21 protein-coding genes are annotated in these 17,377 nt (G+C 63.2%); 7 read left to right on the top strand and 14 right to left on the bottom strand.

The genetic code is table 11. The features are described 5' to 3' along the window. Positions 1 to 73: 73 nt before the first annotated feature. Positions 74 to 1,081 (bottom strand): lysylphosphatidylglycerol synthase transmembrane domain-containing protein, encoded by a 1,008-nt coding sequence (locus AC4GYV_RS05300; protein WP_491099614.1) that lies wholly within the window; start codon positions 1,079 to 1,081, stop codon positions 74 to 76. A gap of 34 nt (positions 1,082 to 1,115) precedes the next feature. Continuing rightward, positions 1,116 to 1,646, bottom strand: a complete 531-nt coding sequence (locus AC4GYV_RS05295) for a YqgE/AlgH family protein (protein ID WP_491100392.1) — start codon at positions 1,644 to 1,646, stop codon at positions 1,116 to 1,118. A gap of 142 nt (positions 1,647 to 1,788) precedes the next feature. Here AC4GYV_RS05295 and AC4GYV_RS05290 point away from each other — a divergent pair, with 142 nt between their 5' ends. Next, positions 1,789 to 2,277 carry a peroxiredoxin gene (locus AC4GYV_RS05290; protein ID WP_491099613.1) on the top strand — a complete coding sequence of 163 codons (489 nt, stop codon included), beginning with the start codon at positions 1,789 to 1,791 and terminating at the stop codon, positions 2,275 to 2,277. A 117-nt stretch (positions 2,278 to 2,394) separates the two neighbouring features. Further along, positions 2,395 to 2,841 carry a hypothetical protein gene (locus AC4GYV_RS05285; protein WP_491099612.1) on the top strand — a complete coding sequence of 149 codons (447 nt, stop codon included), beginning with the start codon at positions 2,395 to 2,397 and terminating at the stop codon, positions 2,839 to 2,841. A gap of 49 nt (positions 2,842 to 2,890) precedes the next feature. Here AC4GYV_RS05285 and AC4GYV_RS05280 read toward each other — a convergent pair whose 3' ends face one another. Genes AC4GYV_RS05280 through AC4GYV_RS05265 form a run of 4 tightly spaced genes read right to left on the bottom strand, consistent with a single transcriptional unit; the run spans position 2,891 to position 5,638 of the window. Next, positions 2,891 to 3,646 carry an alpha/beta fold hydrolase gene (locus AC4GYV_RS05280; RefSeq protein WP_491099610.1) on the bottom strand — a complete coding sequence of 252 codons (756 nt, stop codon included), beginning with the start codon at positions 3,644 to 3,646 and terminating at the stop codon, positions 2,891 to 2,893. Continuing rightward, a complete protein-coding gene (locus AC4GYV_RS05275) occupies positions 3,643 to 4,089 on the bottom strand; it encodes a GFA family protein (protein WP_491099609.1) in 447 nt (148 codons plus the stop codon). The genes AC4GYV_RS05280 and AC4GYV_RS05275 overlap by 4 nt, the downstream gene beginning before the upstream one ends. After that, positions 4,089 to 4,571 (bottom strand): YybH family protein, encoded by a 483-nt coding sequence (locus AC4GYV_RS05270; protein ID WP_491099608.1) that lies wholly within the window; start codon positions 4,569 to 4,571, stop codon positions 4,089 to 4,091. Before AC4GYV_RS05270 ends, AC4GYV_RS05275 begins: the two co-directional genes overlap by 1 nt. A 38-nt stretch (positions 4,572 to 4,609) precedes the next feature. Continuing rightward, entirely contained in the window at positions 4,610 to 5,638 is a 1,029-nt protein-coding gene (locus tag AC4GYV_RS05265; RefSeq protein ID WP_491099607.1) for an aspartate-semialdehyde dehydrogenase, read from the bottom strand. A gap of 56 nt (positions 5,639 to 5,694) precedes the next feature. Here AC4GYV_RS05265 and AC4GYV_RS05260 point away from each other — a divergent pair, with 56 nt between their 5' ends. Next, complete coding sequence (locus AC4GYV_RS05260) at positions 5,695 to 6,624, top strand: DUF2189 domain-containing protein (RefSeq protein WP_491099606.1); 930 nt, start codon at positions 5,695 to 5,697, stop codon at positions 6,622 to 6,624. Here the strand turns inward: AC4GYV_RS05260 and AC4GYV_RS05255 are convergent. Genes AC4GYV_RS05255 through AC4GYV_RS05240 form a run of 4 tightly spaced genes read right to left on the bottom strand, consistent with a single transcriptional unit; the run spans position 6,621 to position 10,368 of the window. Continuing rightward, positions 6,621 to 8,837: a S9 family peptidase gene (locus AC4GYV_RS05255; RefSeq protein ID WP_491099605.1), complete on the bottom strand. Its 2,217-nt coding sequence runs from the start codon at positions 8,835 to 8,837 to the stop codon at positions 6,621 to 6,623. The genes AC4GYV_RS05260 and AC4GYV_RS05255 overlap by 4 nt on opposite strands. A gap of 48 nt (positions 8,838 to 8,885) precedes the next feature. Then, on the bottom strand, positions 8,886 to 9,314 hold the full coding sequence (gene rplS / locus AC4GYV_RS05250) for a 50S ribosomal protein L19 (protein WP_491099604.1): 429 nt from the start codon (positions 9,312 to 9,314) through the stop codon (positions 8,886 to 8,888). Further along, positions 9,311 to 10,051: a tRNA (guanosine(37)-N1)-methyltransferase TrmD gene (trmD, locus tag AC4GYV_RS05245; protein WP_491099603.1), complete on the bottom strand. Its 741-nt coding sequence runs from the start codon at positions 10,049 to 10,051 to the stop codon at positions 9,311 to 9,313. Before trmD ends, rplS begins: the two co-directional genes overlap by 4 nt. Further along, a complete protein-coding gene (locus tag AC4GYV_RS05240) occupies positions 10,048 to 10,368 on the bottom strand; it encodes a hypothetical protein (protein ID WP_491099602.1) in 321 nt (106 codons plus the stop codon). The genes trmD and AC4GYV_RS05240 overlap by 4 nt, the downstream gene beginning before the upstream one ends. Positions 10,369 to 10,418: 50 nt before the next feature. On the opposite strand from AC4GYV_RS05240, the gene AC4GYV_RS05235 reads away from it, so the two are divergent. Both AC4GYV_RS05235 and AC4GYV_RS05230 read left to right on the top strand, forming a co-directional pair. After that, complete coding sequence (locus tag AC4GYV_RS05235) at positions 10,419 to 11,381, top strand: NAD(P)/FAD-dependent oxidoreductase (protein WP_491099601.1); 963 nt, start codon at positions 10,419 to 10,421, stop codon at positions 11,379 to 11,381. Positions 11,382 to 11,438: 57 nt separating this feature from the next. After that, positions 11,439 to 12,467: a WD40 repeat domain-containing protein gene (locus AC4GYV_RS05230; protein WP_491099600.1), complete on the top strand. Its 1,029-nt coding sequence runs from the start codon at positions 11,439 to 11,441 to the stop codon at positions 12,465 to 12,467. Here the strand turns inward: AC4GYV_RS05230 and rimM are convergent. The 3 genes from rimM to ffh are packed head-to-tail and all read right to left on the bottom strand — an operon-like array spanning position 12,464 to position 15,129. After that, positions 12,464 to 12,967: a ribosome maturation factor RimM gene (gene rimM, locus AC4GYV_RS05225; protein WP_491099599.1), complete on the bottom strand. Its 504-nt coding sequence runs from the start codon at positions 12,965 to 12,967 to the stop codon at positions 12,464 to 12,466. The genes AC4GYV_RS05230 and rimM overlap by 4 nt on opposite strands. A gap of 2 nt (positions 12,968 to 12,969) precedes the next feature. Then, positions 12,970 to 13,614 carry a 30S ribosomal protein S16 gene (gene rpsP, locus AC4GYV_RS05220; RefSeq protein WP_491099598.1) on the bottom strand — a complete coding sequence of 215 codons (645 nt, stop codon included), beginning with the start codon at positions 13,612 to 13,614 and terminating at the stop codon, positions 12,970 to 12,972. A gap of 24 nt (positions 13,615 to 13,638) precedes the next feature. After that, positions 13,639 to 15,129 (bottom strand): signal recognition particle protein, encoded by a 1,491-nt coding sequence (gene ffh / locus AC4GYV_RS05215; protein WP_491099597.1) that lies wholly within the window; start codon positions 15,127 to 15,129, stop codon positions 13,639 to 13,641. Positions 15,130 to 15,306: 177 nt separating this feature from the next. Between ffh and AC4GYV_RS05210 the strand changes: the two genes are divergently transcribed. Next, on the top strand, positions 15,307 to 16,131 hold the full coding sequence (locus AC4GYV_RS05210) for a class I SAM-dependent methyltransferase (protein WP_491099596.1): 825 nt from the start codon (positions 15,307 to 15,309) through the stop codon (positions 16,129 to 16,131). Further along, positions 16,128 to 16,949, top strand: a complete 822-nt coding sequence (locus AC4GYV_RS05205) for a class I SAM-dependent methyltransferase (RefSeq protein ID WP_491099595.1) — start codon at positions 16,128 to 16,130, stop codon at positions 16,947 to 16,949. The genes AC4GYV_RS05210 and AC4GYV_RS05205 overlap by 4 nt, the downstream gene beginning before the upstream one ends. Here AC4GYV_RS05205 and AC4GYV_RS05200 read toward each other — a convergent pair. Next, positions 16,946 to 17,359 (bottom strand): hypothetical protein, encoded by a 414-nt coding sequence (locus AC4GYV_RS05200; protein WP_491099594.1) that lies wholly within the window; start codon positions 17,357 to 17,359, stop codon positions 16,946 to 16,948. The two genes, AC4GYV_RS05205 and AC4GYV_RS05200, sit on opposite strands and share 4 nt — an antisense overlap. Positions 17,360 to 17,377: the final 18 nt, after the last annotated feature.

The raw sequence follows: 17,377 nt of genomic DNA, 5'->3' as shown, positions 1-17,377 counted from the left end.
AACCCGTAAATTTTATTTGATCCAGGTTAGTGCGTCAATCGAAGCCCGCCAGGCCTCCCGACGAACGCAGCCATCAGCCTTCGACCGTATGCAACTCGCGCCTCAGCAACAGGCCTCCCGGGATCAGCGGGAGCCACAGCGTGAAACCGCGGAACAGCAAGGTCGCGGACAGCGCCGCCTCGAACGGAACGCCGAACAGCCGGAGCATTGCAACGCTCACCGCCTCGAACGAGCCCAGACCCATCGGGATTGGGCCCAGGATCACGGCGATCGACGCGAACATGAAGGCGACATAGCCAGCGCTGAGCGGCGCATGGACGCCAAGTGCCAGCACGCAGGCCTGCATCGTGACGGCGTCGGCCAGGAAGACGAGGCCATTGAGCACCGTCAGCCACGCGATTAGCTGTGGGTCTCGAACGAGCTCTCGCGGCGCTTCACCGACCAGCTTGAAGAAACTTCGCGCCTTCGACCAGCGCGCAACCCAACGCGGCAGCCGTTCCTGACCGCGCCGGTGTAGCCACAAAGTTAGCCACGGAATGCCGATGGCGATGACAAGGAAGACGAGGACCGCCGCCGTCAGGAGCAGGCTCGAGTGGCTCTTCCACCATAAGACAACCAGGACCCACATCGCTCCGAGCGCGTAGGAAATGTAGTAAGCAACGATCTGCAGCAGCAGCGCCGCCACGGCGTTGGGCCGCGGCACGCCGAGGCTCACCAACCGGTCAACGACAAGCACATTCCCGCTGAGCCCGGCAGTCGGCACGACCTGGTCGGCGAAATGCTTCGCGAATGTAAGTCGCAGCAGGTCGCCGCCATCCTCCGGCGTTTGCCCCTTCTTCAGGACCAGCCACCACTGGGCTGCGAGCCCAACATAGGTCCCCACTTGCAACCCGGCCGCGACAAGCAGCCAAAGCGGTTGCGCCCTGGTCAAAAGCTGGCCGAACATCTTGACGTCACCCCAATGAAGGATGGCGATGACCAGCCCACCGATCAGCAATGCGGCGAGGACCCAGCTTCGCCAGCTGGAAATGAATTTCCCGCTTACGGAACTCTCGTCGGTGGTGCCGGTACCGTTGCGCATCCGCGACGAACGCGGAGCTACGGATTACTTTCCCTCAAGCCGCGCCGGTTTCGCTCGCCAGCAGGCGCGGGTCGATACCTTCCGCCTTGAACGACTCCGCCCAGCGCTCATCGGTTGGGGTGTCGAACAGGATCTTCTGCTCACCCTTGGCGGCGAACCAGCCGTGGCGAGTCATTTCTTCGTCGAGCTGCCCCTCGCCCCAACCTGCATAGCCTAGGGCAGCAATCCATTGCGATGGCCCGCGGCCTTCCGCGATCGCTCGAAGGACGTCGATGGTCCCCGTCATCGCGAAAATCTCGCCATTGTCTCCGTTGACGTGAAGCGTGTCCTGGCCACCCCAATCGTTTGAATGCAGCACGAACCCCCTGCCTGGCTCGACCGGGCCGCCATGGTGGACGGCGCAATCGGGCGCCTCACCCGGTTCGATCTCCAGCTGACGCAGCAAGCCGCGAAAAGTGATCCCGGCCCGCTTGTGCCCAACCCCGATGCCAATCGCTCCATTTTCATCGTGGACGCACATGGCGATGACCGCACGTTCGAAACGAGGGTCAGCCATTCCGGGCATCGCGAGAAGCAGCTTGCCCGACAGGAAACTCGGTTGTTCAACCACGGTGCGACAATGAGCCGCTGGCGCGCGACGGGCAAGGCTTGAGGCGGCAGTACGCCGAGCCTATCTGCCGTTTCATCTTCACGCGACGGAGAATGATATGACCATCCAAGTCGGCGAACGCCTCCCTGACGTCCCTCTCGCCATCGCAAGCGCCGATGGCCCGAAGCCGACCACCAGCAGCGAATATTTCGCCGGCAAGCGCGTAGCCCTCTTCGCAGTCCCGGGTGCATTCACGCCGACCTGCTCCGCTCGCCACCTGCCCTCCTACGTGGACAAGGCTGGCGAGTTGAAGGGCCAGGGCGTTGACGAGATCGCCTGCATCTCCGTCAACGATCCGTTCGTTATGGCGGCTTGGGGAAAGGCCGACGGTTCTGAGGACATCACCATGATCGCCGACGGCAATGGCGCTTTCGCGGAGGCCGTCGGGCTTGAGATGGACGGCAGCAAGTTCGGCATGGGCAAACGCTCGCAGCGTTACTCGATGATCGTCAACGACGGCGTCGTCGAACAGCTCAACGTGGAGGCTCCGGGCGAGTATCGGGCGTCGAGCGCCGAATACATGCTGGATCAGCTCGCGACCGCCTGACGGTTCGCCGCTGGCCCGTCTCTCCTCACCGCTGATCGCCAAGAAAGTGGCGAAACAGCGAAGGCGCTCAATCGTTTAATTGGATCGAGAGCGTAATCACAAATGAGGAGGAATAAGATGGCACGTGGCAACAATCGTGGTGGAAGTAACCGCGGCGGACGCAACAACAATCCGTCGGGCAAGAACCAGTACAGCAGCGACTGGTCGGGCGGCGTCATGGACATGGCGCGCGATCGTCCGGTGGCCGCTGCAGCAGTCGCAGCCGGCGCGGCTGCGGCGGGCCTGTTCCTGTGGACGAGGCGTTCGCAGATCACCAATCAGCTGAGCAGCCTCAGCGATCAGATTGGCCAGTGGACCGAAGGAATGGGCTCAGGCAGCGACTGGAGCTCGGGTGACGATACCGGCGGCTTCACGACCTCAAGCCAGAGCAGCGGCCAGCAGCGCGGTCAGAGCGAAACCGGTGGTGGCAACGCCAGCCTCGGCGCCAGCAGCGGCGGTGGCGGGTCGCGCGGCAGCACCAGCGGCCGCGGTCGCGCGAAGTCGACGGCTGCGACGCAGCAATAGCTCCTTTTTCCGAATGTCACGCAGGGGCGCCTTCGGGCGCCCCTTTTTCTTATGTTGCCAGGAAGTTCGCGATCGCCTCGCCAAGCTGGGGCTTCGTGACCGAACTCATATGTGTCCCCGGGATTTCAACGAAGACCGCATTGGGAAGGACGTTGGCGAGTTCTTCGGCCGAGCCGTTGTCGTCATCCTCGCTTCCACAAACGACAAGCGTCGGCATGGTGAAGGCCTCGAGCCACGTGAGGAACGCATCCTCGAAGCTTTCGAGCAGTAAGCCGGCGGCGACGCGATCCACCTTCTGACTCTTCATGAATTGGATCGACAGCCAGTGCGGGTCGCCGCGCTGGACCTGATCGAACATGGCGATCGCCTCGACAAAGAAGGTCTTACGCCGCTTCCAGTTCCTCAAGCCCTCAAGCCCCGCGCCGCCGAGAATGGCGCGCCGCGGCCTCATACCTTCCCCAACTGCCTCCACGGTCGTGCGCGCGCCGAGCGAAAACCCCCCAAGATCGAAGTCGACGAGGCCCAACAGTCCGACCAATTCACGCACATCCCGCGCGAGAATGCCCGGCGGATAATGCTCCGGCCCGTGCGGCCTCCCGCTCAATCCGTGGGCACGTAGGTCAGGCATGATCACCCGGAACCCTCGCGAGGCGATCAGTGCGGCATGGCCGAACCGGATCCAGTTCATGTTCGCGTCGGAGAAGAGGCCGTGGAGCAGGATCACCGGCCTGCCCTCGCCCAGCTCGTGATAGGCCAGCTGAACCCCGTCGGAAGCCGTCCAGTAATGAACCTCGGGCTCGCTCATCCCGGAAAGCTGCCCGTCTTTTCGACCCACTTGTCGACCAGCTTTTGATGCTCGTCCGTGCGGATTTCAGGAAGGCCTTCGGTGTTGAGCCATGCTCGGTGCATGCTCTCCGCTCCGAAATGATGCTTGGGCTTGAAGCGCGATGGATCGTCGAAGCTCGCAATCGTCAGATCCATATTCTCGCTGCCGTCCTTGAACTTGAAGCCGAAGGACGTCCCGCATTCGCGGCAGTAAGGCCGTACCGCGATGGGTGAGCTGTCGTACCAATCGGGCTCGTGCTCCCACTTCACATCGGCTTGCTTCACGCCCTTGAAGGCGATCGAAATCGAACCGGTTGAACGCTGGCACATTCGGCAGTGACACAGATAGGCATCATCGTTGTCGACGCTGACGCTGTAGCGAACCCGGCCGCATGCGCAGCCGCCGGACATTTCCTCAGCCATTATTGCTGTCCGGCAGGCGCCGGGGGCAGGGAGACGTGCTCGTGCACGATCTTCCAGCTGCCATCCTTCTGGCGCTGGAAAACATCGGTGAAGCGCGCGCTGATGGTCGGTCGAGCCGTTCCTGCGGCAACGGTGAACATCTCGGTGCCGGAGCTGATGAAGGCGTCCGGCCCGACGATCTGAATCTGGCGATCAGGCACGTGATAATCGCCCGGCTTCATGCTGACGAAAGTCTGCGCCCAGCCCGTTTGCACCTTTCGATCGGTGCTAAGCTGCGGATGCGTCGCGTCGAACATGACCGCGCCATTGGCATATTGCGCCATGACTGCGTTCACATCGCCCTTGGTGAAGTTCGCTTCAGTCTGCTCGGCGATCTTCTGCGCCTCGGCCTGTGTGACCGGTGCATGATCCGCCTGGCCGCTGGTAGAAAACTTGCACCCGCCAAGCGCCGCCAAGGCCAGAACCCATAAGCCAATGCGCATAAACAGCCCTCCAATGCAGGGGCTCGACTGCTAGACCGTCAGGCGGCCTTCTTCAAATGCTTGCGGCCCAGAAGCTCGGCGATCTGGACGGCATTGAGCGCGGCACCCTTGCGGAGGTTGTCGCTCACGACCCACAAGCTGAGGCCATTCTCAACCGTCGGATCCTCGCGGACACGGCTGACGTAGGTTGCGTATTCGCCGACCGCTTCAATCGGCGTGACGTAACCGCCATCCTCACGCTTATCGACGAGCATGACCCCGGGGGCCTCGCGCAGGATATTCTGCGCTTCCTCGGCGGAGATCTCGTTCTCGAACTCGATGTTCACCGCTTCCGAGTGGCCGACGAAGACCGGCACACGAACGCAGGTCGCGGTCAGCTTGATCGATGGGTCGAGGATCTTCTTGGTCTCGACCACCATCTTCCACTCTTCCTTGGTCGAGCCGTCGTCGAGGAAGACGTCGATATGCGGAATGACGTTGAACGCGATCTGCTTGGTATAGTGCGACGGCTCGTTCGCATCGCCGACGAAGATATTGCGCGACTGCTCGAACAGCTCGTCCATGCCCGCTTTGCCGGAACCTGAGACCGACTGATAGGTCGCGACAACCACGCGCTTGATCTTTGCGGCATCGTGCAGCGGCTTGAGAGCCACCACGAGCTGCGCAGTAGAGCAGTTCGGATTCGCGATGATGTTCTTCTTGCGATAGCCCGCAAGTGCCTCCGCATTCACTTCGGGGACGATCAGCGGAACGTCCGGATCCATGCGGAAGAGGGAGCTGTTGTCGATGACCGTGCAACCCGCTGCAGCTGCGCGCGGTGCATGAACCTTCGAGACGCTGGAGCCGGCAGCGAACAAGGCGATGTCCCAGCCTGCGAAATCGAAGTGCTCGAGGTTACGGACCTTCAGGGTTTCGTCAGTATCACCGAACTCGATGACGTCACCCGTGGATCTCGCAGACGCGACGGCAGCGACCTCGTCGAGCGGGAACTGGCGCTCGGCAAGGATATTGAGCATCTCGCGCCCGACATTGCCCGTCGCTCCGACGACCGCGACCCGGTAACCCATTTCATCTCTCCAGCTTTGAATTGCGGCCTCTAACCGAAGCGGCGCGCCAATACGATATGGCGAGTAGGTGGCGCGTGGCCAAGGGCCTCACCGACTCGCTCCGCATATGTTATGAAAGCTCCAGGCGCCCGGCGCCTGTTGCGCCGGACGGCACGCTCGATGGAGGTGTCATGGCGACCAACACAGTAGCGCGGGGATCCACGCGACGTCAGATCCCCATCAGGACAATTACGAATGACGATCTGCGCTTTGCGCTACGTCAGGGGCTGGACGATTTCCTCACAATGCGCGGCGATATCCTGATCGCCGGCCTGATCTACACGTTCATCGGCGTCGCGGCGGTCGTGATGACGACCAATCGGCCGCTGATGCCATACTTCTTCCCGGTCGTTGCCGGCGTCGGCCTTCTCGGCCCGATCGCGGCCGTGGGTTTCTACGAGCTCGCCCGGCGGAGAGATAAGGGACATCAGTCTAACTGGTCTCACTTCTTCGACGTGGTCAAACGACCATCAGCGGACGACATGAGCGTCGTTGCAGCGCTGCTGCTCGTGATCTTTCTCGGATGGCTGCTTGCGGCGGGCGCGCTTTACGCCTTGCTCTTCGGTCTAGCGACGCCGACCTCGATCGGCGGCTTCATCACCGAAGTCTTCACCACACCCAAGGGGTGGGCGCTGATTATTCTCGGCGCGATCGTCGGCGCAGCCTTCGGCTGGCTGGTCCTGTCGCTCAGCGTCGCGTCCATCCCCCTGATGGTCGACTGCGATGTCACCGCAGGAGAAGCGGTGTCCGCCTCCTGGCGCGCGTCGCAGGCCAACCGTGGCCTCATGCTACGCTGGGGCCTGATCGTGACCGGCCTGCTAATCCTCGGCTCAGCGCCTCTGTTTGTTGGCCTTGCCTTCGTCCTGCCCTGGCTGGGCTATTCGACGTGGCACCTCTACACGCGGCTGATCGATCGGGACGCGATCCCGGCGAAGCGCTTCGACTAGTCGCCGGCCTTCCCGAGAACCTTCTCGTTCAGGAAGCGCTCGATCGTTTTCTGTACGTGCGCCTGGCGCCCCTCGCCCGCGGGGCGATGGGTCTGTCCAACGTAGAACATCATGTCGAACGGCTTGTCCGCCGCTTGAAGCTTGTCGGCCAGAAGCGTTGAGTTCTGGAAGACGACGTTGTCGTCAGACATGCCGTGGATCAGCAGGAACGGCTCCTTGATGTTCAGCGCAGCCTCGAGCGCGTCCGATGATTGATAAGGTTTCGGATCAGTCGCAGGATTGCCGAGGTACCGCTCCGTGTACTGGGTGTCGTAGAGTTCCCACTTCGTCACCGGTGCGCCAACGACACCAGCGGCGTAGAGGCCCTTTGGCGCCTGCTCGAGCATCTTGAGACTCATGTAGCCGCCGTAAGACCAGCCGAACGTCGCGATCTTCTTCGGATCGACATAGGCTTGCTTCTGCAGCCAGCGCGCAGCAGTCGCCTGATCCTCGACCTCGACGGTCCCCATCGCGTGATAGATCTGGTCTTCGAACGCGCGCCCGCGATTGGGCGAGCCACGATTGTCGATCTGGAAATAGATCCAGCCCTTGCTCACCCAATATTGCGCCATCGGGCTCATCCACCCGCGCTTCACCTGCTGCGAGCCGGGCCCGCCATAATGTTCGAAGAAGACCGGATATTTGCGGCCTGCCTTCAGCGGCGGCGTGATCATCTCATAATAGAGCGTGCTGCCGTCGGCCGCCTTCAACGTCCCGAACTGCACCGGCCGATGTGCGGCGAGATACGGCGCATAAGGGTGAGACGCATCGAGCTTGTTCTGCTCAACCCAGGCGACGCGAGCGCCATTGGCATCGGCGAGATAGACTTGCGGCGGCTGATCGGGCGACGAGCGCGAGACGAGGATGCGCTTGCCGCTTTTGTCCATGTCGCCGGCATTCCAATAGCCGGTCTCGGTCAACCGCTTCGGCTCGCCGGGATTGAGATAGTCGATCGAATAGACGTGCTGCTCCAGCACTCCATCCTTGTTGGCGGTGAAGAAGAGCCGATGGCTCGCCTCGTCGACACCGATCAGGCCAGTCATCGACCAGTCGCCGTGCGTCAGCGGGGTCCATTGGCCGTTCGCATAGCGATAGAGGTGGTGGAAACCGCTTCGCTCGGAGCCCCAGATCAGGCTGCCGTCCTTGAGCGCCTTGAAGTCGTCGTTGAGATTGACCCAGGTCTTCGCTGTCTCATCGAAAAGGGCACGGCTTGCGCCAGTCGCCGGATCGGCCGCCAGCAGGTCGAGGCGCTTCTGGTCACGACTTTCGCGTTGGACGTAGAGCGTGCGACCATCCTTCGACCAGTCGACGCGCGCGAGATAGATGTCGGGATTGGAGCCGAGGTCGACCTTGGTGCGCTTGCCGCTCACCGGATCGATCACCCAAAGCATAACGGCGACGTTCGGCGTTCCAGCAGCGGGATAGCGTTGGTCGAAGATCTTGGTGCCATTCGCACCGATTGCGGCGCGCGTGACCACCGCAACCTTCGCCTCGTCATAGCATTCAACGGCCACGCGACCGTCGCTCGGCGCCCACCAGTGCCCCGTCTTGCGGTCCATCTCCTCCTGCGCGACGAATTCGGCCGTACCGCAGGTAATTGTGTCCTTGCCTTCAGTGGTCAGCGGACGCTCGGCGCCCGTGGTCAGATCGAGTGCGTAGAGGTTCTGATCGCGAACGAAGCTCACATACCGGCCGCCTTCCGACACGTGCGCGTCGATCTCGGTGCCAGGCGTGTTCGTCAAACGGCGGATCGCACCTGTGGAAACATCCGCGAGGTAGAGATCGCCATCCACCGGGGCGAGCACAGACTTGCCGTCGGGCGCCCATTCATATTCGACAATGCCCTTGGATCCGCCGACGCGGGCGCGCTCGCGCCGCATCTTTTCCGCCTCGGAAATTTCGCCGCCGCCGATCTTGGTCGAATCGACCAGCATCCGCAGCTGTCCAGTCGAGGTGTCCATCGCCCACAGGTCGAAGCGCTCGCGATCCGTAGCGCGCGGCTTGAGCATCGTCGCGTAACGCCCGTCGGGCGAAAGCTTGAGGACTCGCGGCGTCGCGCCCGAAATCGGCGGGCTCGCGAAGATCCGCTCGATGGTCAGCTTTTTCTGAGGAACTCCGGGTGGCGGAGCGGCGGCAATGAGAAGCGGCAACGCAGCCGCAAGAAAGAAACGCATGCCGCTTCGTAGCGGCTGCGTTCCTTCCTGCAACTGCTGTCGTGAAGCTTAGGCTTCGGTGTTCTCGGCGCGCTGCGCTTCGGTCTCGGCGCCCTGGCCGCCGGTCACGTCACGGCGGACGTCACGGCGCTCGGCGATACGAGCCGACTTACCGGTGCGGCCACGCAGATAGTAGAGCTTGGCGCGGCGGACATCGCCACGGCGCACGACCTCGATCTTGTCAATAATCGGCGAATAGAGCGGGAAGACGCGCTCGACGCCTTCGCCGAAGCTGATCTTGCGGACGGTGAAGCTCGAACCGACGCCCTTGTTGGCGCGGGCGATGCAGACGCCTTCGAACGCCTGGACGCGGGTGCGGTCGCCTTCGATGACCTTCACGCCGACACGGAGCGTGTCACCGGGACGGAATTCGGGAACTTGGCGGTCAGCGGTCAGCGCTTCGATGGCTTCGCGCTCAAGAGTCTCGATCAGATTCATGTCTTCGTCTTCTCTATTCTGTCACGCCGCGCGCCAGAGGGCGGTGCCTGCGATGCGCCCCCGTGGCGCTCGATCAGGTCCGGCCGCCGTAGCCGTGTATCTTCGACTGCCCGTTCGTGTCGCCACGCGGCAATCTTCGCATGATCCCCCGATCGCAGCACTTCGGGGATCGTGCGCCCTTCCCATGTAACAGGCCGGGTATAGTGCGGATATTCGAGGAGCCCCTCATCGAAGCTCTCCTCCTCTCCGCTGGAGGCCGCGCCCATTACCCCGGGAAGCAGTCTCACGCAAGCGTCGAGCAGGACCATCGCGCCAAGCTCTCCGCCCGAGAGCACATAATCGCCGATCGAGACCGGTTCGAGCGGCCGAGCTTCGAAGATTCGCTCGTCGAACCCCTCGAAGCGACCGCAGAGCAAAATGACACCCTCGCCAGCCGCCAATTCGCGTACCCGCTCCTGCGTGAGCGGGGCGCCTCGCGGCGTGAGTGCGAGCATCGGCCGGCCATCCGCGACATGATCGATCGCCGCCGCAAGCACGTCAGGCCGGAGCACCATCCCCGCCCCGCCCCCCGCCGGCGTGTCGTCCACGCTGCGATGCTTGTCGGTAGCGAAGTCGCGGATGTTCGTGGCGTCGAGGCTCCAGGTTCCTTCCTGGAGCGCCTTCCCTGCAAGGCTCAAGCCCAGCGGCCCGGGAAACATGTCCGGGTACAGAGTCAGGACAGAAGCTCGGAAGCTCATCTTTGCTTCCTGCGGCTCGTCAGCGTCGCTCCGACTAGACCACCGATCCATGCCAGCAGCGTGAACCCGCCGCCGATCCAGACCAGGGCGTTGATCGCGAGATCTTCCAGGTGCTGGCTCTGACCGTGGTTCGACGTCGAGACAAACAAGATGCCGAACAGGGTCGCGACCATGGTGATTGCGGGAAGTATCGACGCGGCCGTCAGGCGCTTGCGGCGCTCGCTCCACTCCGGGCGGATGGTGAAGAGCAACGACACGAGCGCCGAGCCCATGAACACTGAGATCGCGAAGCCGATAAGGACGAAGGTCCAATCCATGGCGGCGGGCTAGTCGGGAACCGCCGTTGCGGCAATCCATTGGGCAGCGAATGGACGAACCCATTCTCGATTGCCTGATCATAGGCGGAGGGCCCGCCGGCCTGACGGCCGCGATCTATCTCGCCCGCTTTCACCTCGACATCCTTGTCGTGGACGCAGGAAAAAGCCGCGCTTCCTGGATTCCCTGCACGCGCAACGTCTCCGGCTTTCCGGACGGGATCGAAGGAACGGAGCTGCTGGAACGGATGCGCCAGCAGGCGTGCAAATATGGCGCGAAGGTCGAAACCGAATTTGTGACCAAGCTCGAACGCGACGAAGAGAGGGGATTTTTCACCGCGACCTGGGGCTCGGGGCAGGCAATTGCGCGCTCAGTTCTGCTCGCCACAGGTGTAACGAACAGGCGCCCTCCGATGGACGAGGAGCTTCACGACGAGGCGTTGGCGCGCGGGCTCGTGCGCTACTGCCCTATTTGCGACGGCTATGAGGTTACCGACAAGAAGGTCGGCGTCATTGGGAGCGATAGCCACGGCGTGGCCGAGGCCTTGTTCATCCGCAGCTTCACTGCGGACGTGACGCTGATTGCCCCGGACAAGGCGCTCAGCCTCAAGCCAGAAGATCAGGAAAGGCTGCACGCCGCGGGCATCGATTGCGTCGATGGTCCCGCTCAGGCGGTTGCGATCCCGGACGGCTGCATCGTCGTCGACACAGCCGAAGGGCATTACACCTTCGACAGCATCTATCCGGCGCTTGGGAGCGATACCCACACGCAGCTCGCGGAGATGGTCGGCGCCGATCTGAGCAAGGATACGTGCGTCAAGGTCGACACGCACCAGCGCACCAATATCCCCGGCCTGTACGCCGCAGGCGACGTCGTCATCGGGCTTGACCAGATCAGCCATGCCATGGGCGAAGGCGGGGTCGCAGCGACGACTATCCGCAATGATCTGAACGCCAAAGACCCTTATTGGCGTGAGCCCCTTCAGGAAAGGCAGGAGGCCGGAAGCGGCTCGTAATATGTGTATTGCATATGTAATACACTAACTGATACGCATGCCTCGAAAGGGTCCTGCATGCGTATCATCCCTGTTCTCGCACTCTCACTCGTCATCGCCGGCTGCGGTTCGTCAGCTCCCGAAACCGTCACGCAAGGTCCGCGCGTCAACGCCTCGCTCAAAGCAACCTGGTCGACCGCTGCGCCGGCCCGCCAAGCCGCCTTCAGCCGCGACGGCAAGCTAGCGGCATTCAGCGACGCTTCCGGAGCGATCACGATCCGGGACGTGCAAAGCTGGCGCATCGTGGATCGACTGCGGCACGAAGGCGGCGCCATTACCCTCGCCTTCAGCAAGGATGGCTCGCGCCTCTACAGTGGCGGTTACGACGGCAACGTCCGCGAATGGGACCTGCCGCGTCATGGAGTTTCGCGCATCTTCAAAGGTCACGGAGCTACAATCTGGACCCTCGACATATCACCGGACGGAAGGCGGCTTGCGGCAGCCGGAGAAGACGCCGTCATTCGAATCTGGGATCTGGCCGACGCGTCGACACCGAAAGAACTTCGGGGCCACGGCCGGAATGTCTGGGAAGTCCGCTTCAGCCCCGACGGCAGTCGCCTGGCCAGTGCCAGTTTCGACGATTCAGTTCGCCTTTGGGACGCGAACGACGGCCGCAACCTGAAGATTCTCAATGGCCACAAGCAGGCGGTGGTCGGACTGGACTTCAGTCCCGACGGTCAGCTGCTGGTCAGTGGCGGTGACGATTCCACGATCCGCTATTGGCGCGCTTCCGACGGTGCGCCGCTGAGGACGATCGATAACGGTCATCACGTCGACAAGATTGCATTCAGCCCCGACGGCCAATGGATCGCCAGCGGCGGGCACCCACACGGTCTCGTGGGCGAGCTTTGGCACGAACTTACCGGCGGTGGCGCCGAAGGCGACGCGGTTCGCATCTGGAGGGCGAAGGACGGCGCACCGGTTGCAGGGCTACCCCATCCAGACGATGTCTACTGGGTCGCGTTCAGTCGCGACGGACAATGGCTGGTCACCTCTGGAGAAGACGACCGCTTTCGCCTTTGGCGACTGCAGAAAATCTCCGGCTAAGCGAGGAATTCCGGATCGAGTACGATCCGACCTTCCTCCAAGTCCGCGATTCCCTCTCGGAAGGGAATGAGCGAGCGTCGCCCATCGCCGATCTCGATTTCCAACAGGTCTCCCGCGCCGTAATTCTCGATGGCGACGACTGATCCGATCTGGCTTCCCTCCCGATCGAACGCCCCCAGGCCAATCACGTCCGCGTGATAATATTCGCCTTCCTCGAGCGCTGGCAGCTCCAACCGATCGATTTCAACCAGTGAGCCGCGTAGCGCCTCCGACGCGCTTCGGTCGGTCACGCCTGCGAACTTGGCGACTGCGGTTTTCCCGCTATCGCGAACAAAAAGGAGGCGCCTCTCGACGCCTCCCACAAACAGCTTCTTGTGCCGCGACAGGCTCTCCGCACTGTCGCTGAAGAGCTTCAAGCGGACTTCGCCCTTCACTCCATGAGCTCCGGCGACCGCAGCGAGGGCGATCCTACGCTCGCTACGGTCGCCTGAAACTGCCAAGCTTAAGCCTTCTCGGCCGCGCCTTCGGCGGGCTCTTCGGCCGACTCGCCGTCAGCCGAAGCCTCGACGGCTTCCGGCGAACCTTCGGTCGGCGGAGCGACGTCGTCGGCGCCTTCGGCCGGAGCCTCGGCGGACTCGCCTTCGGCAGCAGCTGCTTCGGCCGGGGCTTCTTCAACCGGCGGAGTCTGCTCGGCGATTTCCTCGACGACCTGCTCGGCCTCAGGGGTCGGCTCGGCGGTCGCAGCCTCGACTTCCGCGGCGATCACGGCTTCGGCTTCTTCCTGCGGAGCAGCAGCGGCCTCGGCGGCCTCCGCTTCCTTGGTGGCGCGGGCTTCGGCGCGCTCCTTGGCCTTCTCGCCCGGCTCGGCCTTCTGCGGATTGTTGCGAGCGGCGCGCTCACGGATGCCAGCGGCATCGAGGAAGCGCAGGACGCGGTCCGAGGGCTGGGCGCCAACGCTCAGCCAGTGCGAAATCCGGTCCGTGTCGAGCTTCACGCGCTCCGGCGAATCCTTCGCCAGTAGCGGATTGTAGGTGCCCACCTTCTCGATGAAGCGGCCGTCACGCGCGTTGCGGCTGTCCGCCACAACGATGCGGTAATACGGGCGCTTCTTGGAGCCGCCCCGCGAAAGACGAATTGCAACTGCCATTATAACTTCCTTTCGTAAATCACTCTATTTCTTTGAGAACTTGTCAAAACCCGGAGGCAGGTTGAACGGCGACGCGCCGCCCAGTCCCGGCAGGCTGCCTGCGCCTCCGCCAAGGTTCGGCATGCCACCCGGCGGAAGCGCACCTGGAGGCGCAAGGCCGCCCAGCGCGCCTTCGAGGCCGCCCTTGCTGAACATTGCCGCCAGCTTGCCGAGGCCGCCCATCTTCTTGAGACGCTTCATGGCCGTCGACATTTCCTGATGCATCTTCAGGAGCTTGTTGATCTCCTGAACCGTCGTGCCGCTACCCTTCGCCACCCGGATCTTACGCTTGGCATTGATGATCTCGGGCTTGGCGCGCTCCTTCGCCGTCATCGACGAGAGCATCGCTTCCATGTGCACCAGCGCCTTGTCGTCCTGAGCCTTGTCGATCGCGCCCTTCATGCCCTTGAGGCCCGGCATCATGCCGGCGAGCGCGCCGATGCCGCCCATGCGCTGCATCTGACGAAGCTGAGCCCAGAGATCGTCGAGGTCGAACTTGCCCTTGGCCATTTTGGCCGCGAGCTTCTCCGCTTCCTCGACCTGAATGGTTTCGGCGGCGCGCTCGACCAGGCTGACGACGTCGCCCATGCCGAGGATGCGGCCGGCGACACGCTCCGGATGGAAGGCTTCGAGCTTGTCGAGCGCCTCGCCGACGCCGGCGAACTTGATCGGCTTGCCCGTGACCGCACGCATCGACAGCGCCGCACCACCGCGCGCGTCGCCATCCATGCGGGTAAGGATCACGCCGCTGAGATCGACCTCGCCGGCAAAACCCTTGGCGACGTTCACCGCGTCCTGACCTGTCAAGGAGTCGACCACGAGCAACGTCTCAGCGGGGTTCGATGCGGCAGCGACCGCCTTCATCTCGCCCATCAGCTGGTCGTCGACGTGCAGACGGCCCGCCGTATCGAGCATCACGACGTCGTAGCCCTGGAGCTTGGCCGACTGCACCGCGCGCTTGGCGATATCCACCGGCTGCTGGCCTGGGACGATCGGCAGCGTGTCGACGTTTACCTGGCGGCCGAGCACCGCGAGCTGCTCCTGCGCCGCTGGACGAGCCACGTCGAGCGAGGCCATCAGCACCTTCTTGCGCTCGCGCTCCGTCAGCCGCTTTGCGAGCTTGGCGGTCGTGGTCGTCTTACCCGAACCCTGCAGACCGACCATCATGATGACGGCCGGCGGGGTCACAGTGAGGTTCAGTTCGGCAGTCTCAGCGCCCAGCGTCTCGACGAGGGCGTCATGGACGTATTTGACGACCATCTGCCCCGGCGTGACCGAGCGCAGCACTTCCTGCCCGACGGCCTGCTCAGTGACTTTGTCGACGAAGTCACGCGCGACCGGGAGCGCAACGTCTGCTTCGAGCAGCGCCACACGCACCTCGCGCATGGCCGCACGAACGTCGGCCTCCGTGAGCGCGCCGCGCCCACGAAGTCGGTCAAAAACGCTGCCGAGCCGATCGCTCAACGTGTCGAACATTCAAATCTCCTCAACGATGCTTCGCGCCCATATGGGATGCGAAACGCAAAATACGCCGGCGGACGAAACCTCGTCGGCCGGCGCGCACCCGTAAGCGCAGCATCGATGTATTGTCGAAAACGACGAGCGGGCGCATAGCCGTATCACGGTCGAGAGGCAACCCGCGTGAGGGGCAAGATGACCAAAGGCGCCATGCGCACCCCGGAACTGTCCTACGAGCCGACCGGCCAGCCTAGCCTGTCAGCCCTCGCCTTCGAGCCCCATACCAGATCTTTGTTCCTTCAGGCTGGGCTGGAGCCGGGCATGCGGGTGCTGGACGCGTGGAGCGGGCCTGGCGACGTATCGCTGATCGTTCGCGAAATCGTCGGACCATATGGCCAGGTGATCGGCTTCGACCAAGCGGCCGCGCCCGTAGAATATTCGACGAGCCGTGTTGCCTCGCGCGGATACGCAAACGTGAACTTCATTCAGGCCGAGGTCGACAAGCTGCCCTTCAGCCAGGAATTCGACGCGATCGTCGGCCGCGTCGTGCTGATGTATCGTCCGGATCCGATAAGGGACCTGACATCGCTGGCCCGATGCCTCAAGCCTGGCGGACTCGCAGTGTTCCAGGAGACCGACCTGCTGACCGGCAAGACCGTCCCACCTTCTTCCATCGTCGAAGAGGTTCGCGACTGGATGCTCGAGGCGTTCGCCCAAGCCGGCATCCACATGGAGATGGGGCACATGCTCTATCAGACCTTCAAGGCGGCTGGCCTCAGCGCACCCCAGATGGAAATCGACGGCTTCATCGGCGGCGTCGAAGACATTTCGCCCGCACTCTTCACGAATGTCGTAAGAAACCTGCTGCCGCAACTGGAAGCGATGGGTGTCGCTACGGCGGATGAAATCCAGATCGACACGCTCGAGGAGCGGATGCGCGCCGACCTGGCTAAGAGCGGTGGAGTCATGTCGACCCCGCTTCTCATCGGCGCTTGGGGGCGGTTGCCGGTGCCTGCATGACCCAAGAGACCAGCGAGGTCATCCTCGGCCACCCGCAAAGCGAGTTCGAAGCCTTCAGCGTTCTCTCACGCACGTTCCACACCTTCACGCGCCAGCAGTTCGCGGAGGCCGGCATCACCGAAGGAATGAGCGTTCTCGAGATCGGCAGCGGCGGCGACGTCGCGCTGATCGCAGGCGAGTTCGTCGGCCGTTCCGGATCGGTCCTCGGCATCGAACAGTCCGCCGAAGCAGTCGAATATGCAGAGCACCACGCTGCGGTACGGGGCATGAGCAACGTGAAGTTCCTGCAGGCCAACATCGAAGAGGATTTGCCGTTCGATACGCAGTTCGACGCGTTGGTCGGCCGGATCGTTCTCATGTTCCTGCCCTCTCCGGCGGTCACCCTCAGGCGCCTCGCTAAACATGTGAAGCCCGGCGGCCTGGTGATCTTTCAGGAACCCGACATGTCCTGGGCCAAGTCGGTCCCGCACGTCCCGGCTGTCGAGCAAGCTGCCAACTGGATGCGCGAGGTGTTCAAAGCTTCAGGCGCAAACAGCGAATTCGGCCCGAAGCTTCATTCCGTTTTCCAATCGGCCGGACTTCCGGCGCCGCAGATGCGGGTCGATGGCAAGATCTATGGCAGTGAGGGAGAAGGCCCCGCGCTGCTCACCGAGACCATCCGCGCCATGCTTCCCGCGATTGAGCAGCTGGGGCTCGCGACAGCCGAACAAGTCGACATCAAGACGCTCGAAGATCGGGTCCGCGTCGAGCTCGGTGAAGCCGATGCCTCGATGTCTAGCCCGCTGCTGGTCAGCGCCTGGGCGAAACTACCGGACTAGAACTTCGGCTTGCCCTTGGGCTTGCGCGGGCGCTGTCCGCCTCCGGGACCCCCGCCCGGACCGCGCGGCCCACGATTGTCGCCCTCGCTGGGTGGACCCCGCCGAGGTCCTCGCGGCGGACCGCGACGGTCACCTGAGGGCGGCCGCTGGCGCTCGGGAACGCGGTCCATCGGGCGCGACTGCTGCATCTGCTGGCGCGGCCCGACCGCATAGCCTTCCTTCAGCAGCTGCGTGAAAGCGGCACGCGTGCTTTCGGCGATGGCGTCCTGCAACTCCTTCGGCAGGTCGGCGAAGGTCACGTTCGGGTGGATCGCCTGCACGTCCCGCAGCAGCTGATTGGGCAGCCCTCCAGACGCGCGCTTCAGCGCCGCGATGCCGTCGAGCACCGCCGAGAAGAGAATCGATTGCATTACGTCGTTGGCGGCTCT

The organism is Sphingomonas sp. SP4 (assembly GCF_058313375.1).
This window is presented reverse-complemented; position numbering and strand designations above follow the sequence as displayed.

Coding starts and splice junctions, on each gene's coding strand:
- AC4GYV_RS05300 (WP_491099614.1), bottom strand. CDS start 1,081: ATGCGCAACGGTACCGGCACCACCGACGAGAGTTCCGTAAGCGGGAAA.
- AC4GYV_RS05295 (WP_491100392.1), bottom strand. CDS start 1,646: ATGCCCGGAATGGCTGACCCTCGTTTCGAACGTGCGGTCATCGCCATG.
- AC4GYV_RS05290 (WP_491099613.1), top strand. CDS start 1,789: ATGACCATCCAAGTCGGCGAACGCCTCCCTGACGTCCCTCTCGCCATC.
- AC4GYV_RS05285 (WP_491099612.1), top strand. CDS start 2,395: ATGGCACGTGGCAACAATCGTGGTGGAAGTAACCGCGGCGGACGCAAC.
- AC4GYV_RS05280 (WP_491099610.1), bottom strand. CDS start 3,646: ATGAGCGAGCCCGAGGTTCATTACTGGACGGCTTCCGACGGGGTTCAG.
- AC4GYV_RS05275 (WP_491099609.1), bottom strand. CDS start 4,089: ATGGCTGAGGAAATGTCCGGCGGCTGCGCATGCGGCCGGGTTCGCTAC.
- AC4GYV_RS05270 (WP_491099608.1), bottom strand. CDS start 4,571: ATGCGCATTGGCTTATGGGTTCTGGCCTTGGCGGCGCTTGGCGGGTGC.
- AC4GYV_RS05265 (WP_491099607.1), bottom strand. CDS start 5,638: ATGGGTTACCGGGTCGCGGTCGTCGGAGCGACGGGCAATGTCGGGCGC.
- AC4GYV_RS05260 (WP_491099606.1), top strand. CDS start 5,695: ATGGCGAGTAGGTGGCGCGTGGCCAAGGGCCTCACCGACTCGCTCCGC.
- AC4GYV_RS05255 (WP_491099605.1), bottom strand. CDS start 8,837: ATGCGTTTCTTTCTTGCGGCTGCGTTGCCGCTTCTCATTGCCGCCGCT.
- rplS (WP_491099604.1), bottom strand. CDS start 9,314: ATGAATCTGATCGAGACTCTTGAGCGCGAAGCCATCGAAGCGCTGACC.
- trmD (WP_491099603.1), bottom strand. CDS start 10,051: ATGAGCTTCCGAGCTTCTGTCCTGACTCTGTACCCGGACATGTTTCCC.
- AC4GYV_RS05240 (WP_491099602.1), bottom strand. CDS start 10,368: ATGGATTGGACCTTCGTCCTTATCGGCTTCGCGATCTCAGTGTTCATG.
- AC4GYV_RS05235 (WP_491099601.1), top strand. CDS start 10,419: ATGGACGAACCCATTCTCGATTGCCTGATCATAGGCGGAGGGCCCGCC.
- AC4GYV_RS05230 (WP_491099600.1), top strand. CDS start 11,439: ATGCGTATCATCCCTGTTCTCGCACTCTCACTCGTCATCGCCGGCTGC.
- rpsP (WP_491099598.1), bottom strand. CDS start 13,614: ATGGCAGTTGCAATTCGTCTTTCGCGGGGCGGCTCCAAGAAGCGCCCG.
- ffh (WP_491099597.1), bottom strand. CDS start 15,129: ATGTTCGACACGTTGAGCGATCGGCTCGGCAGCGTTTTTGACCGACTT.
- AC4GYV_RS05210 (WP_491099596.1), top strand. CDS start 15,307: ATGACCAAAGGCGCCATGCGCACCCCGGAACTGTCCTACGAGCCGACC.
- AC4GYV_RS05205 (WP_491099595.1), top strand. CDS start 16,128: ATGACCCAAGAGACCAGCGAGGTCATCCTCGGCCACCCGCAAAGCGAG.
- AC4GYV_RS05200 (WP_491099594.1), bottom strand. CDS start 17,359: ATGCAATCGATTCTCTTCTCGGCGGTGCTCGACGGCATCGCGGCGCTG.